General features: G+C 51.5%; 13 protein-coding genes. All 13 read right to left on the reverse strand.

The genetic code is table 11. From position 1 onward, the window contains the following. Position 1 precedes the first annotated feature (1 nt). Complete coding sequence (locus F7P81_RS05950) at positions 2-1,231, reverse strand: L,D-transpeptidase family protein (protein ID WP_151158854.1); 1,230 nt, start codon at positions 1,229-1,231, stop codon at positions 2-4. A 342-nt stretch (positions 1,232-1,573) separates the two neighbouring features. After that, positions 1,574-2,527 carry an acetyl-CoA carboxylase carboxyltransferase subunit alpha gene (locus tag F7P81_RS05955; RefSeq protein ID WP_075653906.1) on the reverse strand — a complete coding sequence of 318 codons (954 nt, stop codon included), beginning with the start codon at positions 2,525-2,527 and terminating at the stop codon, positions 1,574-1,576. A gap of 134 nt (positions 2,528-2,661) precedes the next feature. Next, positions 2,662-3,597, reverse strand: a complete 936-nt coding sequence (gene xerD / locus F7P81_RS05960; RefSeq protein ID WP_151158855.1) for a site-specific tyrosine recombinase XerD — start codon at positions 3,595-3,597, stop codon at positions 2,662-2,664. Next, on the reverse strand, positions 3,587-3,814 hold the full coding sequence (locus F7P81_RS05965; RefSeq protein WP_116088620.1) for a hypothetical protein: 228 nt from the start codon (positions 3,812-3,814) through the stop codon (positions 3,587-3,589). The genes xerD and F7P81_RS05965 overlap by 11 nt, the downstream gene beginning before the upstream one ends. Before the next feature lie 154 nt (positions 3,815-3,968). Next, the gene (lpdA, locus tag F7P81_RS05970; RefSeq protein ID WP_151158856.1) at positions 3,969-5,375 is read right to left on the reverse strand and encodes a dihydrolipoyl dehydrogenase; all 1,407 of its coding nucleotides are present in this window, start codon (positions 5,373-5,375) and stop codon (positions 3,969-3,971) included. Between the two features lie 72 nt (positions 5,376-5,447). After that, positions 5,448-5,981 carry a hypothetical protein gene (locus tag F7P81_RS05975; protein ID WP_151158857.1) on the reverse strand — a complete coding sequence of 178 codons (534 nt, stop codon included), beginning with the start codon at positions 5,979-5,981 and terminating at the stop codon, positions 5,448-5,450. Between the two features lie 63 nt (positions 5,982-6,044). After that, on the reverse strand, positions 6,045-6,704 hold the full coding sequence (locus tag F7P81_RS05980; protein ID WP_022712273.1) for a LysE family translocator: 660 nt from the start codon (positions 6,702-6,704) through the stop codon (positions 6,045-6,047). Between the two features lie 99 nt (positions 6,705-6,803). Next, positions 6,804-8,024, reverse strand: coding sequence for a 2-oxoglutarate dehydrogenase complex dihydrolipoyllysine-residue succinyltransferase (gene odhB / locus F7P81_RS05985; protein WP_151158858.1), 1,221 nt, complete (start codon positions 8,022-8,024; stop codon positions 6,804-6,806). Between the two features lie 79 nt (positions 8,025-8,103). Further along, positions 8,104-11,100, reverse strand: coding sequence for a 2-oxoglutarate dehydrogenase E1 component (locus tag F7P81_RS05990; protein ID WP_151158859.1), 2,997 nt, complete (start codon positions 11,098-11,100; stop codon positions 8,104-8,106). 284 nt (positions 11,101-11,384) lie between these two features. Then, the gene (gene sucD / locus F7P81_RS05995; protein WP_022712276.1) at positions 11,385-12,287 is read right to left on the reverse strand and encodes a succinate--CoA ligase subunit alpha; all 903 of its coding nucleotides are present in this window, start codon (positions 12,285-12,287) and stop codon (positions 11,385-11,387) included. Positions 12,288-12,290: 3 nt separating this feature from the next. Next, entirely contained in the window at positions 12,291-13,487 is a 1,197-nt protein-coding gene (sucC, locus tag F7P81_RS06000; protein ID WP_022712277.1) for an ADP-forming succinate--CoA ligase subunit beta, read from the reverse strand. Between the two features lie 152 nt (positions 13,488-13,639). Then, entirely contained in the window at positions 13,640-14,602 is a 963-nt protein-coding gene (gene mdh / locus F7P81_RS06005) for a malate dehydrogenase (protein ID WP_022712278.1), read from the reverse strand. Between the two features lie 439 nt (positions 14,603-15,041). Next, positions 15,042-16,226, reverse strand: coding sequence for a cell division protein ZapE (gene zapE / locus F7P81_RS06010; RefSeq protein WP_151158860.1), 1,185 nt, complete (start codon positions 16,224-16,226; stop codon positions 15,042-15,044). Positions 16,227-16,310 lie beyond the last annotated feature (84 nt).

The following is a 16,310-nucleotide window of genomic DNA, read 5'->3' on the forward strand; positions in this document are numbered from 1 at the left end:
TTTATTGGCCGGTCAGCCGGTTCCAGAGAGATTTCTTCTCAGCTGTTACCGCCGGCATATCCGGTGTTACCTGAGGGGCAACAACGGCTGCTGCTGCCGGATTATTGTTCGGCACAGGAACAGAAGCGGTTGCGTTCTGATCCAGAACAGGCTGGGTTGCCGGTACATTAGCTGCAACCGAGGTTGCAGCAGGTGCTGTTACAGGTGTCTGAGCGATCGCTGTCGGTGCTGCAGTATCCGGTGCGCCTGGTGTCTCGGAAGAGGCAGGGCTTAAAGATGGCGGCGTGCGGGATACTTTCTCACCACGTGCGCGACGTGCACTCCAGTCAGATACCAGTTTTGCTTCCTGAACGCCCATGATTGAAGGCGCAGGCTGTTTTTTCGATGATTTATTCAGCGCGCTCGAAAAAGCTGCATCATAGGTTTTCTGGTAGCTGGAATAAGCAGACTGGATTGAATCCGGCTGCGACATTGGCGGACAGGCGGCAGAAGCCGAAAGTCCCTGCTGTCCCGGGAAATTCTGATTAAAGACGTAACGCTTGCCGCAAACATCGACTTTCGGCGGTACTTTTGTAATTTCGAACTGGTCATAGCCTTCCTTAAGCATGGTCCAGAACTGATAATTCGGATCATTCTTATAGCGCGCCATATTGGCGGCTGTCATACGGAACGGATAGGCCTGAACCTGAAAATCGCGTTGACCGCCCTTAAAGGCATCGCGTCCGAAAGCATAAATTTCGGACATGCTTTCGTCAGTCATGGAATAGCAACCGGCAGAAGAACAGGCACCATGCACCATCAGATGCTGACCAGTACGGCCATTGGCACGGTCATAGGCATTCGGAAAGCCGAGATTGAACGACAGGTAATATTGGGAGTTCGGGTTCATCTGCGCAGCAGAAACCGAATAGAAACCTTCCGGTGCCTGACGGTCACCCTCTACATATTTAGGACCGAGCTTGCCTGACCATTTGCAGATCTCATAGGACGCAACCATGTCATAGCGGCCGTTGGTTTTCTGTTTCCAGACTTCCAGAACGCCTTCTTCCTTGAAGATACGCGCCATAACCGGCGATGTCTTGTTCATGCCCTTGGCTTTGATTTTAGCCAGAACTTTGGAAGGCAGCTCACGCTCTGCTTTGGCGCCGACACCATCAAAGACTGAACCCTGACAACCGGCAAGTGCTACGGTTGCGATCAGTGAAGCAAAAATTGCAGTTCTGAGTTTCATGAGTGTCACCGGCAATATTAGGCAAGAGTTGGAACAAAATATCCTGAAATAGCAAAAAGGCAAATTTTCAGCCGCGATCAGTTTGTCCCGTAGTATCGGTCAGTATGATTGATAAAGTGTTATTAACTTAGCATCGGGCAATATTTACAGCAAATGACCCGTATTGACCATATGTCTTAGAGCAGTTCCTGTGACGGCTGAATTGCCGGAAATGCTCTCTCTTTTTGTTAAGCACATTGTCCAACGTAAAACGGCTTAGCACTTTTGCCGGAAATGCTCTTAAAACATAAAGGCCGCGCTGGTTGCGCGGCCTTTATGTGGAACAAGTGGTTGAAATCGCAATCAGAGATTACGACCCATGGCCAGATATTTCTGACGACGTTCCTGTTTCAGTGTTTCGCCGTCCACGCCTTCAAGAGATTTCAGCGCTGTTGCAATCACTTCGCCTGCAGCATCGATAATCGCATTTTTACCGCGATGTGCGCCGCCGAGAGGCTCAGGAATAATATTATCAATGATTTTCAGCTCAAGCAGATCCTGCGCTGTGATGCGCATATTGGTGGCTGCATCTTTGGCACGGGTCGAATCACGCCACAGAATAGAAGCAGCACCTTCCGGTGAGATCACCGAATAGATTGCATGTTCGAGCATGTAAACGCGGTTGGCGACAGCAATCGCAATCGCACCACCGGAACCGCCTTCACCGATCACAACCGTGATAACCGGTACACGCAGTTTCAGGCTCATTTCCAGCGAGCGGGCAATGGCTTCTGCCTGACCGCGCTCTTCCGCACTAACACCCGGATAGGCACCGGCAGTATCAATGAATGTGATTACCGGCAGTTTGAAACGGTCAGCCAATTCCATGATACGGATGGCTTTACGATAGCCTTCGGGACGCGGGGAACCGAAATTATGTTTCAGGCGGGTCTTGGTGTCATTGCCTTTTTCCTGACCGAGCACCGCAACAGCCTGACCATTAAAACGCGCAAAACCGGCCTGAATGGCCTGATCTTCGGCAAAGTTACGGTCACCGGCCAGCGGCGTGAATTCTGTAAACAGGCGGTTCACATAATCCAGACAATGCGGACGGTCCGGATGACGGGCGATCTGCACTTTCTGCCAAGGGGTGAGTTTGCGGTAAATATCTTTCAGCGCGTCGCTAGAGCGCTTTTCAAGGCGCCGTATCTCATCACTCATCTCGACACTGCCGCTTTCCTGCGCCAGCTTTTTCAGTTCGAGGATCTGACCATCGAGATCTGCGACGGGTTTTTCGAAATCAAGGTAATTATACATATGACCTGACTATTACGCTCCGGAGACTAAAACCATCAGACATTAAGGTCTGAGAGAGGGTTTCATCTGTCCTATATAGATTGTCTGACAGAAAAATCTATCTGCCGAATATGTTTCTCTTAAACTTCATAGCGTCAATCGGCAAGCGGATGATGCGTTGCAACGAGCTGATGCAGTCTTTCTTCCAGCACATGGGTATAAATTTGTGTCGTAGAAATGTCCGAATGACCTAATAATTGCTGAACTGCACGTAAATCTGCACCATTTTGCAAAAGATGGCTGGCAAAGGCGTGACGCAGCACATGGGGAGAAACCGCAGCGGCTGCAATACCGGCACGCGCTGCCAGTGCTTTCAGATCACGGGCAAAGACCTGCCGTGCCAGATAACCGCTTTCCGAGCGGGCAGGAAACAGCCAGGGACTGTCCTGCCATTCCGGTACTCTGTCACGCAGACCCACATAAAGCTGCAGGACATTCTGCGCTTTGACCGAGAGCGGCACCATACGTTCTTTGGCACCTTTACCGCGCACCAGCAGAAAACGCTGATTGCTGCGGATAGTTTTCTCCGGCAGGCCGACAAGCTCGCTGACACGCATACCGGTGGCATAGAGCAGTTCCAGCAACGCATGCAGACGCACGGCGTTGAAGTAGCCGCTCATATCTTCCTGAGGCTGCGCTTCTGTTTCAGCCTGCGCCAGCAGCTTTGAAACTGTATCTTCGCTCATGATTTTAGGCAGTGCCTGATTTTTCTTCGGCGCATCGATAATGCCCGTCGGATCGTCGCTGCGCATACCTTCAGTATAGAGAAAGCGGAAAAATTGCCGCAAAGAGGAGAGGCGGCGTGCCTGTGAAGTGGAAGCGAAGCCCTGAATATTCATCTCATCAAGGCAGGCTTTAATATCGACGGAATTGGCTGAAACCAGTCCGGTTTTGCGGCCTGCCATAAATTCCGCAGCGGTTTCCAGATCGCGGCGATAGGATTCCAGCGTATTCTCGGCGGCACCCCGTTCCGCACTCATCATTTCCAGAAACGAGTCGATTGCAGCATCTGATGAGAGATTATTCTGCATCTTCAGCCTCCGGTTCACCCTCTGTATAGGGCGATGGCACAGGGGCAGGGCTGACAGGTGCTGTATCGCGCGGTTGCTGCACCATTTTATGTGCCGGTACGCGCACAACAATCTCTGATGTCACCGGACTGACCGTTTTCACGAGCACCAGCATCAGCCCGTAAATACAGGCAGAAATCAGAGCCAGAATGATAATCAGGCGGGTGAGGGTTGGCATAGAGGCAGCAGTGCTTTCATTTGGTTAGGCTTTATTTAGTGCATTGTGCCCTGATAATCTCAATAAAGCCTAACCAAATTCGACATGAAAAAGAAAAGGCCCGGTAAAAACCGGGCCTCGCATTCTGAATAATCCGCAGATTATATCAAACCAATTACATATGAATTGGCTTGTCATAAGTGGCCATTGCCGATTCACGAACAGCTTCCGACATGGTCGGATGTGCGTGGCAGGTACGGGCCAGATCTTCAGAAGAACCGCCAAATTCCATCAGAACGGTCAGTTCGTGGATCATTTCACCGGCATTGTAGCCGAGGATATGCGCACCGAGAACTTTGTCTGTAGCTTTGTCAGCCAGAATTTTCACAAAACCGTCTGTGTGCTGCATAGCACGAGCACGGCCATTGGCTGTGAACGGGAATTTGCCGACTTTATATTCAATACCGGCAGCTTTCAGTTCTTCTTCGGTTTTGCCGACAGAAGCAACTTCCGGCTGGGTGTAAACAACGCTCGGGATCACATCAAAATTGACGTGGCCTTTCTGACCGGCGATGATTTCTGCAACTGCAACACCTTCATCTTCGGCTTTGTGCGCCAGCATCGGGCCTTTAACCACGTCGCCGATCGCATAAATGCCGGCAACATTGGTCTGCCAATGATCGTTGATCGCAACGCGGCCGCGTTCATCAACAGCAACACCGGCTTCGGCCAGACCCAGACCATCTGTGTAAGGACGACGGCCGGTCGAGATCAGAACGGCTTCAGCTTCAAGGGTCACTGCATCGCCGCCTTTAACAGGCTCGAAAGTCACCTTGGCACCATTGCCGGATTTTTCAACTGCAGTCACTTTGGCGCTGAGTTTGAAATCAATGCCCTGTTTGGCCAGCATGCGCTGGAACTGCTTGGAAACTTCACCATCCATGCCGCCGAGAATCTTGTCAAGATATTCAACAACAGTCACTTTGGCACCCAGACGCGACCATACGGAACCGAGTTCCAGACCGATCACGCCGCCGCCGACAACAACCAGAGTTTCAGGCACTTTGGTGAATTCCAGCGCGCCGGTTGAAGAAACAATGACTTTTTCGTCAATATCAACATTAACGCCCGGAATACCGGCAACATCAGAACCGGTGGCGATGATGATGTTTTTGGTTTCGAGTTCTTTGACAGAACCGTCTTCAGCAGTCACAGAAACTTTGCCTGCAGCAACAACTTTACCAAAACCGGTGAAAGCTTCGATCTTGTTCTTCTTGAACAGGAATTCAACGCCGCTGGTGTTGGCTTTAACAGTTGTTACTTTGTGCGCCAGCATTTTTTCGAGGTTCAGTTTTGGCGCGCTCACTTCAACGCCGAGCGCGTCGAAAGAATGACCGGCTTCAGCAAAAACTTCAGAAGCGTGCAGCAATGCCTTTGAAGGGATACAGCCGACATTGAGGCAGGTGCCGCCGAAAGTGCTGCGTTTTTCAACAACGGCAACTTTCAGGCCGAGCTGGGCAGCTTTGATAGCTGCAACATAACCGCCAGGGCCGGTACCGATAACAACGACATCATAAGACATTGCTTAATCCTTTTAACTCTTTTTAAGTCCGTTCAGGCAGGGGATTTCTGCATGAAGACAAGGGTCGATCTTTTATTCTTCGGGTGTGCAGGCTTTAAAGCGAAACACTTCCCAGTTCAGCGGCTCGGCCGGTTTGGCCGTTCCAAAATCATAACTGTCCAGCATACTGACAAAATCCGGCAGGAGGATTGCTGCGGCAGCCGGTTCATCATTGCGGGGCAGAAACTCTGCATCTGCACCATCTTTAAGCGCATATACTACGCCCTGCCAGATTGTGCAGTCATCAATTTCATCTTCAGCATTATCGTCACCCGCACAATTATAGGTGATCATGGCTGTCGGGCGGGCTGCACCGTCTGTCCATTGCACAGTGCCCTGTAATTTGAATTCAGGTTTGTCATTGGCAATGATGGTGAAACTGTTGCCTGACTGCTCATCATCTTTTTGAACAGGGCTGAAAGTCAGTGTGTAATTCTGGTCTTTGTCGGAATAGGCGGCGCGGTTCTGCATACAGGCGGCTGAGGCAACGGCTGTGGCGGTCAGCAGAATCGTACAGCTTGCGAGACAGGCAATAGTCTTTTTGAAAATGGCTGATTTGATAGGCATTGTTCCCTCACCGGGCTTGTCAATTCTGATTTACAGCATCGGCCTGAAGCACGATCCGTAGTTCTAATGGGCTTGCTGACTGGCCAGCTTAATTCCTAATCCGATAAATACCATACCGGTCACGCGATTAAACCATGCACCCAGAGCGAAAAAGCGTTTACGCACGGGTTCCAGCGTAAAGAACAAAGTCACAATTGCAAACCAGCCGATGACGACGATTGCGATCAGAATCCCGTAAATACCCTGAATTGCAGCCGGTGTTTCATGGCTGACAAGGGATGAGAACAAGGAGAGGAAAAACAACACGGCTTTCGGGTTCAGCGCATTGGTGATGAAACCCATAGTAAAGCAGCGCTTGGCCGAAATTGCCTTTTGTTGTGGTTGAGCAGCTTCGCCGTCTGTCTGAAGAATTTTATCTGCATCGGCTGCATTGAGCGGTTTTTCCCGCAGCGCCTTGATGCCGAGATAAAACAAATAGGCAGCACCCGCCCATTTAATCAGCGAAAACAGAAACAGAGACTGGGATACGATCAGGCCGATACCGAGGATCGTATAGGAGATGTGGAACATCAGCGATGCGCCGATGCCAAGACTGGTGATGAAGGCTGCACGGCGGCCATGCACAATGCTCTGACGCACAATCAGCGCGAAATCCGCACCGGGTGCAACGAGCAGGATCACGAATACCGCCATCAGACCGGTGAATTCGATCACATACTGCATGAGAGGCTCCGTGAGATCAGAAAAAGAAAGAGCCGCAGGGCTCAGAAAAGATGCAGTTGAAAAGAGCGCTGTCGTGAGACAGCGCTCTTAGTCAGTTTATTACAGATCGAGAACCAGACGTTCCGGATCTTCCAGGCTGTCCTTAACGCGAACGAGGAAGGTCACAGCTTCTTTGCCGTCTACGATACGGTGATCGTAGGACAGAGCCAGATACATCATCGGACGGATAACGATCTGACCGCCGACAACAACCGGACGTTCCTGAATTTTGTGCATGCCGAGAATACCGGACTGCGGTGCGTTCAGGATCGGGGAAGACATCAGGGAACCATATACACCACCATTGGAGATGGTGAATGTGCCGCCCTGCATATCAGCCATGGAAAGCTGACCGTCACGGGCTGCACGGCCGAGACGACCGATTTCTTTTTCGATTTCAGCAATCGACATCTGGTCGGCATCGCGAACAACAGGAACCACGAGACCCTTGTCTGTACCGACTGCAACGCCGACGTGAGCAAAGTTCTTGTAGATGATGTCTGTACCGTCGATTTCGGCATTAACAGCAGGGATTTCTTTCAGAGCATGGGTCACAGCTTTGGTGAAGAAACCCATGAAGCCGAGCTTAACGCCGTGCTTCTTCTCGAAGATATCTTTGTAGCGTGAACGCAGATCCATAACTGCGCTCATATCCACTTCGTTATAAGTGGTGAGCATGGCTGCGGTGTTCTGAGCATCTTTCAGACGACGCGCAATGGTCTGACGCAGACGGGTCATTTTCACGCGTTCTTCGCGTGGTGCATCACCGGCAGGGGACGCAGGACGTGCAGCAACTGGAGCTGCGGCTGCTGCAGGTGCAGTGCCTTTTGCAAGCGCTGCAAGAACATCGCCTTTGAGAACCTGACCACGTTTGCCGGAACCGTCAACCTGATCACTGTTCAGGCCGGCTTCAGCCATCAGCTTGGCAGCTGCCGGTGCCGCAGGCATGGAAGAAGAAGCGGTTGCAGCAGGAGCAGCAGCGGCTACAGGTGCAGCGGCTGGTGCCGGAGCAGCAGGTTTGGCTTGAGGAGCAGCAGCTGCGCCCGATGCATCAATCTGGCCGAGCAGGGCATCGAGACCAACATTGTCACCTTCCTGAGCGGTGATTTCTGTCAGAACGCCGGAAACAGGCGCAGGAACTTCAATAGAAACCTTGTCGGTTTCCAGTTCAACCAATGGTTCATCAGCAACGATAGCGTCGCCGACTTTTTTGAGCCATTTGCCGATAGTTGCCTCTGTGACGGATTCCCCGAGGGTGGGAACGCGGATTTCGGTTGCCATGGTTTTATCTTCCCTGGATCTTTAATCTGAATGATAGGCGACCCGCTGAGGATAAATCAGCGGGTCAGAAATTTAAATTTTAAGAACCGAGCGCATCTTCAAGGAAGGCTGCGAGCTGTTCAAGATGCTTGGACATCAGACCTGTTGCAGGCGATGCGGCAGCCGGACGGCCTGCATAGCGGGCACGCGGATATTTCGCATCAATATGCGCCAGAACCCATTCCAGATAAGGCTCAATGAACGACCATGCGCCCATATTCTTCGGCTCTTCCTGACACCAGACGATTTCTGCACCGCGGAAGCGGGACAGTTCGTTGATGAGGGCTTTTGCCGGGAACGGATAAAGCTGTTCAACGCGCAGCAGGTAGATATCGTCGATACCGCGTTTTTCACGCTCTTCGTAAAGATCGTAATAGACTTTACCGGAGCAGAGAACCACGCGACGGATCTTGGCATCTTTCTGCAGCTTGATCGGCTGATCCTTGAGATATTGCGCATCATCCCACAGCAGACGGTGGAACGTGCTGTCTCCGGACAGTTCGCTCAAGGAAGAAATCGCACGCTTGTGACGCAGCAGAGATTTCGGTGTCATCATGATCAGCGGCTTGCGGAAGTCGCGTTTCATCTGACGACGCAGAATGTGGAAGTAGTTTGCCGGTGTCGTAACATTGGCAACCTGCATATTATCTTCCGCGCAAAGCTGCAGATAACGTTCCAGACGTGCTGACGAATGTTCAGGACCCTGACCTTCATAGCCGTGCGGCAGAAGGCAGACGAGACCGGACATACGCAGCCATTTGCGCTCACCAGAAGAGATGAACTGGTCGAAAACAACCTGAGCACCGTTGGCGAAGTCACCGAACTGGGCTTCCCACAGCACGAGTGCGCGCGGATCTGTCAGCGAGTAGCCATATTCGTAACCGAGCACAGCTTCTTCCGAAAGCATCGAGTTGATGGCTTCGTAGATCGCCTGACCCTTCTGAAGATTATTCAGCGGGATATAGCGGCTCTGATTTTCCTGATCGTAAAGAACAGTGTGGCGCTGCGAGAATGTACCGCGTTCCACGTCCTGACCGGAGAAACGGATCGGGTGGCCTTCGAGAGACAGCGAACCGAATGCCAGCGATTCAGCTGTTGCCCAGTCAATGCCTTCACCGCTGTCGATCATCTTCGAGCGATTGTCGAGGAAGCGCTGAATGGTGCGGTGTACGTTGAAGCCTTCAGGGGTTTCGGAAAGTTTCTTACCGATTTCCTTGAGGGTCTTCGCCGGTACGCCGGTTTTACCGCGACGCTGTTCATCGGCATTGTCAGCTGTGCGCAGGCCTGCCCATGCACCGTCAAGCCAGTCGGCTTTATTCGGCTTGTAGTTCTGGCCGGCTTCGAATTCTGTTTCCAGCTTGTCGCGCCAGTCAGCTTTCATCTGGTCGATGTCAGCCTGTGTCAGAAGACCTTCGCCGATCAGCTTTTCACTGTAGAGCTGTACAGTGGTTTTGTGCTTGCGAATTTCTTTGTACATCAAAGGCTGTGTGAACGCGGGCTCGTCGCCTTCGTTGTGACCGAAGCGGCGGTAGCAGAACATGTCCACAACAACCGGCTTATGGAAGGTCTGGCGGAATTCGGTTGCAACTTTTGCAGCGAAGACAACAGCTTCCGGATCATCACCATTGACGTGGAAAATCGGGGCTTCAATCATTTTCGCTACATCCGAAGGATATGGCGAAGAACGGGAGAAGGCCGGATTGGTGGTGAAACCGATCTGGTTATTGATGATGAAATGAACTGTACCGGCAACGCGGTGGCCGCGCAGGCCCGACAGACCAAGGCATTCTGCAACAACGCCCTGACCGGCAAATGCCGCATCACCATGCAGCAGCAGCGGCATGACTTTAGCGCGTTCAGTCAATGGCACGATTTCATCACGGGTGCGGCCGGCCAGCAGATCCTGCTTGGCGCGGGCTTTACCCATAACAACCGGATTGACGATTTCGAGATGTGAAGGGTTGGCAGTCAGCGACAGGTGAACGGAGTTACCGTCAAATTCGCGATCCGAAGACGCACCCAGATGGTATTTAACGTCGCCTGAACCTTCCACATCATCCGGCGCATAGGAGCCGCCTTTAAATTCGTGGAAAATAGCGCGGTGCGGTTTGCCCATAACCTGAGAAAGCACATTCAGACGGCCACGGTGAGCCATACCGAAAATGATTTCTTTAACGCCCATGGAGCCGCCGCGCTTGACGATCTGTTCAAGGGCAGGGATCAGGGATTCACCGCCATCGAGACCAAAGCGCTTGGTGCCTTTGTATTTCACGTCGATAAACTGTTCAAAGCCTTCAGCTTCGATCAGTTTGGACATGATGGCTTTCTTACCTTCCGGTGTGAAAGCAATGCTCTTATTGGCGCCTTCGATGCGCTCCTGAAGCCAGGCCTTTTCAGCCGGATCAGAAATGTGCATGAATTCAAAGCCGATTGTCGAGCAATAGGTGCGCTTCAGGATATCGAGCATTTCGCGAACGGTCGCATATTCGAGGCCGAGCACGTTGTCGATGAAGATTTTGCGGTCAAAATCAGCCGGTGTGAAACCGTAATTTTCCGGAGCCAGTTCATTGTGATCATTCGGCTTTTCGGAAAGACCGAGCGGATCGAGATTGGCATGCAGGTGGCCGCGCATACGGTAAGCGCGGATCATCATGATCGCGCGAACACTGTCACGTGCTGCCTGTGTAATTTCTGCTTCAGACAGAGCTGGTGCAGCAGCAACAGCTTTGCCGCCTTTGCCTTTCAGCTTGTCTGTCATATGTTTTTCAACATCTGCCCAGTTGCCGTCGAGAGCATTGGTCAGCTCATCTTTCGGCGTCACAGGCCAGCTGCTTTTTTCCCAGGATGCACCGCGGGCATTTTCAATCACATCTTTCGGATTGTCACCGAGATTTGCGAAAAAATCGCGCCATTCTGCATTGACCGAATTCGGATCGGTTTCATATGCAGCATAGAGCTCCTCAATATAGTCGGCATTGCCGCCATAGAGAAACGAGGTCAGGGCGAAAACGTCATTGGCTTCTTCTTGCCGTGCCATTGTCCTTGCCGGAGTATCCACTCCGTCTCCTTATACCGGCCATACCGGAAAATCTTCCGGTCCCGTTTTAAGTTGCTGGTCTGTTGTCTCTGTTCTGAGAAATAGTGCGTTTGTACTGATTTCCAACAGAAACGGGCATAAGTTTTAGTCTAGTGAACCCGGTTCGGGGCTTGAGGCGTGCCATGGGCCACGAACCGGGCTTTTTAGAGGCAGTCACGCAGTGCGACTGCCAATATTCTTTTTAGTTCAAAGGGATTACCCCTGAGAGCTTCAACCCAAAGGTTTTAGCCCTTGAGAACTTCAACAAGAGTCTTGCCGAGCTGTGCAGGCGATGGGGAAACGCGGATACCGGCTTCTTCCATAGCTGCAATCTTGTCTTCAGCGCCGCCCTTACCGCCGGAGATAACAGCACCGGCATGACCCATGGTGCGGCCTTCCGGAGCAGTACGACCGGCGATAAAGCCAACCATTGGCTTCTTACGGCCGCGCTTGGCTTCGTCTTTGAGGAACTGAGCTGCTTCTTCTTCAGCCGAACCACCGATTTCACCGATCATAACGATCGATTTGGTGTTGTCGTCTGCGAGGAACATTTCCAGCACGTCGATGAATTCTGTGCCTTTAACCGGATCGCCGCCGATACCGACAGCAGTGGTCTGGCCGAGACCTTCATTGGAGGTCTGGAACACAGCTTCGTAAGTCAGTGTACCGGAACGGGAAACAACGCCGACCGAACCTTTTTTGAAGATGTTGCCCGGCATAATGCCGATTTTGCATTCTTCAGGGGTCAGGATGCCCGGGCAGTTAGGGCCGAGCAGGCGTGATTTTGAACGTTCCAGACGTTCTTTCACGCGTACCATGTCCATAACCGGAATACCTTCGGTGATGCAGACGATGAAGCCGACTTCAGCTTCAATTGCTTCGATGATGGCATCGGCTGCACCTGCAGGCGGAACGTAGATTACGGATGCATCTGCACCGGTACGTTCTTTAGCTTCAGCAACAGTTGCAAAAATCGGCAGGTTTTCGCCCTTGGAACCGGTCCAAGTTTCGCCACCCTTTTTAGGGTGGATACCGCCGACCATCTGGGTGCCGTAATAGGCAAGAGCCTGTTCAGTGTGGAAAGTACCTGTCTTACCGGTCAGACCCTGAACGAGAATCTTGGTGTCCTTGTTTACAAGAATAGACATGGATCAATTTCCCTTCACTGCAGCAACGATTTTCTGCGCTGCATCGTCGAGATCGTCAGCTGAAATAACATTCAGGCCGCTCTCGTTGATGATTTTCTTGCCGAGCTCAACATTGGTGCCTTCGAGACGAACGACCAGAGGAACTTTAAGGCCAACTTCTTTAACAGCAGCGATCACGCCTTCAGCGATAACGTCGCATTTCATGATGCCGCCGAAGATGTTCACGAGAATACCTTCAACAGCCGGATCAGCAGTGATGATCTTGAATGCAGCTGTTACTTTTTCTTTGGTAGCGCCGCCGCCAACATCGAGGAAGTTTGCCGGTTCTGCGCCGTAAAGCTTGATGATGTCCATGGTTGCCATAGCAAGACCGGCACCATTGACCATGCAGCCGATATTACCGTCGAGGGCAACATAGGCCAGATCATGCTTGGAAGCTTCGATTTCTTTTTCGTCTTCTTCCGACAGATCGCGCAGTTCCTGAATGTCAGGATGACGGAACAGAGCATTGCCGTCGAAGGATACTTTGGCATCCAGCACGCGTACACGACCATTGGTCATGACGATCAGCGGGTTGATCTCCAGAAGGCTCATGTCTTTTTCAACAAAAGCTTTGTAGAGGATCGGGAACAGCTTCAGAGCGTCTTCACGGGCTTCGCCTTCGAGCTTAAGAGCATCGGCAAGCTTGGCATTGTCTTCATCGGTCACGCCTTTGGCAGGATCGATTGCAACATTGATGATCTTTTCCGGTGTTTCTTCCGCAACAGCTTCGATGTCCATACCGCCTTCGGTGGAAACAACGAAAGCCGGACGGCCGACGGAGCGGTCGATCAGCAGGGAGAGATACAGTTCGCGGTCGATGTCCGCACCATCTTCGATGTAAAGACGGTTTACCTGCTTACCGGCAGGACCGGTCTGCTTGGTCACCAGAGTGTTGCCGAGCATTTCTTTAACGTTGGCAACAACTTCTTCGATGGATTTGGCAAGACGCACGCCGCCTTTAGCATCGGCTGGCAGTTCTTTGAACTTACCTTTACCGCGGCCACCGGCATGGATCTGGCTCTTGACCACATAAAGCGGGCCAGGAAGGGTCTTTGCCCATTCTTCAGCCTGTTCAGCGGAGTAAACAGCCACGCCGTTGGCAATCGGTGCGCCGTAGGAGTGGAGCAGGCGCTTAGCCTGATATTCGTGAATATTCATCTGGTTGTCCTTTTAAGGGCGCTCCTGAAACCTGTTGTTTCAACTTGTGTTGATAGACAGGCTTCGTGATTTTTATATGAAGTTCCAGAGACCAGTTCGGGGCCACTTTGGGAAAAGCGCCCCGAAACATCCCAGAACTTGAATAAGGGAGCTTATTTCAGATTTGGTGCAATCGCGATGCAGGCGTCGCAAAGACCCTGAACTGCAGCAACTGATTTCTCAAATGCGGCCTGTTCTTCTTTGTCGAGCTGGATTTCGATAACCTGTTCAACGCCGTTCGCACCGATAATGGTCGGTACGCCGACATACATGTCTTTCACGCCGTACTGGCCGGTCAGCTGAGCTGCAACAGGCAGAACGCGGCGCTTATCCTTGAGGTAGGATTCAGCCATCTGGATAGCGGAAGAAGCCGGTGCGTAATAAGCAGAGCCGGTTTTCAGCAGACCAACGATTTCAGCACCGCCGTCGCGGGTGCGCTGAATGATCTTGTCGAGCTTGTCCTGTGTGGTCCAGCCCATTTTGACCAGATCCGGCAGAGGAATACCGGCAACGGTCGAATAGCGGCTGGAAGGAACCATAGTATCGCCGTGACCGCCGAGAACGAATGCGGTGACGTCTTCAACGGAAACGTTGAATTCTTCAGCGAGGAAGTAGCGGAAACGGGCGCTATCAAGCACGCCAGCCATACCGACAACTTTGTTTGCTGGCAGACCGGAGAATTTCTGCAGAGCCCAAACCATCGCATCAAGCGGGTTGGTGATGCAGATTACGAAAGCATCAGGGGCGTATTTGGCAATACCGGCGCCGACCTGTTCCATGACTTTCAGATTGATGCCCAGCAGGTCATCGCGGCTCATGCCCGGCTTGCGCGGTACACCGGCGGTAACGATAACAACATCTGCGCCTTCGATGGCGGCATAGTCATTGGCACCGGTGAACTTGGCATCGAAACCGTCAACCGGTGAGGATTCCGCGATATCGAGGCCTTTGCCCTGCGGGATACCTTCGGCGATATCGAACAACACAATGTCACCGAGCTCTTTGAGACCGGCCATATGGGCGAGCGTTCCGCCGATCATGCCTGAACCGATGAGAGCAATCTTATTGCGAGCCATGCTGGTTACTTCCCTGATCTAAAATCTAACTAAAACAGCTTTACCTCTGCTCGAGCTTTCCGATCGGTTACGCCCGCAGAGGCCATTACGCTGTATGGTCGATATGCCCGTTTTCAAAATAACTCAACTAATAATTTTGTATTTAAAGATTTCAATCGTTTAGCTAAATATGTTCTTACGTAAACGTAAGTCATTTTTGACAAAAGCCGAAGTTTTTCCTGTTTCATATCATGAAATCAGGGAAAGGAATTTTACCGGAATTTTTGTCCGCTTACAGCTGATTTTTGTTTGTTCAGAATGGCTTACAGTCAGCCCGATTGCGGAATGCTTATTTGATGAATCATAAGTGCTCTTATGATTCCCCTGACTGGCATAAATTAGGCCATGATCGTCACAAAATAGTGACGATCAGAGAATTGGCCTGTGTTTCACCTGTTACTCAGGCTGTTGCCCGTATTGCAGCTGATTCATTTGTCTCAAATGCTTCAAGATATTCCGCACTCTGCATCTCAAAAAGACGCGATGCGGTACGGTCAAATTCAAAAGCTTCTGTGCCGCTGGAGGCACTATAGAGTTTGTCGGGTGTCGCTGCGGCAGAGATGATAACACGGGCGCGCTGGTCGTAAAGTGTATCCACCAGCAGAATGAAACGTTTGGCTTCATTTCTCTTGGCAAGATCCAGCACCGGCACATGATCGATAAACATAGTGCGGAAACGCGCCATGATCGCCAGATAGTCTGCAGCAGCCAGCGGTTTGGCGCAAAGTTCATCAAAAGTCACACGCACGGCTTTGCCGACAGTGCGGTTCAGATGAATGCTGCGGCCTTTAACCTTGATAACCTCTGCCGTCTCAAGCCCGCCTTCCGTCAGAACATGCCATGCCTCATCCATTCTGGCATCTGTTTTAAGCCCGAGCGGGGTGAGATAGACTGGCTGGCGATCGAGCTTTTCAAGCCGGTAATCCGTGCGCGAATCCAGATTGATCACATCAACACGGGTTTTGAGAATGCTGACAAAAGGCAGGAACAGCTGACGGTTGAGACCATTCGGATAGAGATTATCCGGTGCCACATTGGATGTGGCAACCAGCACCACGCCACGCTCGAACAGCGCCGAGAATAAACGCGACAGGATCATCGCATCGGCAATATCTGTGACAGTAAATTCATCAAAGCACAGAATCCATGCCTGTTTTTCCAGTGCTTCAGCAACCGGCGGGATCGGGTCTTCCTGTTTGGTTTCACCTTTTTTGAAAGCCTGACGGTGAGCATGAATACGCTCATGAACATCAGCCATGAAATCATTGAAATGTGCGCGGCGTTTGCGTTCAACCGGCAGCAATTCAAAGAACATATCCATCAGCATGGTTTTGCCGCGGCCGACTTCACCATGAATATATAAGCCCTTGATCGGCTCAGCCACTTTTTTGGATTTGCCGAACAGCCAGCCCAGTGCGCTGGATTTGCGCGAAAGGCGTTTGCTGCAAATCGCATCGATCAAAGCATCAAAGCGCTTTGCCAGAATCTGCTGCTGCGGGTCTGCTTCAATATCTCCGGCCATGGCCAGAGAGTCGTAGCGTTCTGATACGGACGGATAGGCTTTCAGCGTTTCATTGAAAGACATGACAACCTCATTCGGGCTCATTCAGGCGCTGTTCTATAAATGAAAAGCCGCAGATTGTGTCTGCAGCTTTTATAATTCTATAAT

Origin of the sequence: Pseudochrobactrum saccharolyticum (assembly GCF_008801715.1) — a bacterium.
Taxonomy (GTDB): domain Bacteria; phylum Pseudomonadota; class Alphaproteobacteria; order Rhizobiales; family Rhizobiaceae; genus Pseudochrobactrum; species Pseudochrobactrum saccharolyticum.

Bases quoted from the DNA above. Each gene is read 5' to 3' on its own strand.
- mdh (WP_022712278.1), bottom strand. From the start codon at position 14,602: ATGGCTCGCAATAAGATTGCTCTCATCGGTTCAGGCATGATCGGCGGA.
- F7P81_RS05965 (WP_116088620.1), bottom strand. From the start codon at position 3,814: ATGCCAACCCTCACCCGCCTGATTATCATTCTGGCTCTGATTTCTGCC.
- sucC (WP_022712277.1), bottom strand. From the start codon at position 13,487: ATGAATATTCACGAATATCAGGCTAAGCGCCTGCTCCACTCCTACGGC.
- F7P81_RS05990 (WP_151158859.1), bottom strand. From the start codon at position 11,100: ATGGCACGGCAAGAAGAAGCCAATGACGTTTTCGCCCTGACCTCGTTT.
- sucD (WP_022712276.1), bottom strand. From the start codon at position 12,287: ATGTCTATTCTTGTAAACAAGGACACCAAGATTCTCGTTCAGGGTCTG.
- F7P81_RS05955 (WP_075653906.1), bottom strand. From the start codon at position 2,527: ATGTATAATTACCTTGATTTCGAAAAACCCGTCGCAGATCTCGATGGT.
- zapE (WP_151158860.1), bottom strand. From the start codon at position 16,226: ATGTCTTTCAATGAAACGCTGAAAGCCTATCCGTCCGTATCAGAACGC.
- F7P81_RS05975 (WP_151158857.1), bottom strand. From the start codon at position 5,981: ATGCCTATCAAATCAGCCATTTTCAAAAAGACTATTGCCTGTCTCGCA.
- xerD (WP_151158855.1), bottom strand. From the start codon at position 3,597: ATGCAGAATAATCTCTCATCAGATGCTGCAATCGACTCGTTTCTGGAA.
- odhB (WP_151158858.1), bottom strand. From the start codon at position 8,024: ATGGCAACCGAAATCCGCGTTCCCACCCTCGGGGAATCCGTCACAGAG.
- lpdA (WP_151158856.1), bottom strand. From the start codon at position 5,375: ATGTCTTATGATGTCGTTGTTATCGGTACCGGCCCTGGCGGTTATGTT.
- F7P81_RS05950 (WP_151158854.1), bottom strand. From the start codon at position 1,231: ATGAAACTCAGAACTGCAATTTTTGCTTCACTGATCGCAACCGTAGCA.
- F7P81_RS05980 (WP_022712273.1), bottom strand. From the start codon at position 6,704: ATGCAGTATGTGATCGAATTCACCGGTCTGATGGCGGTATTCGTGATC.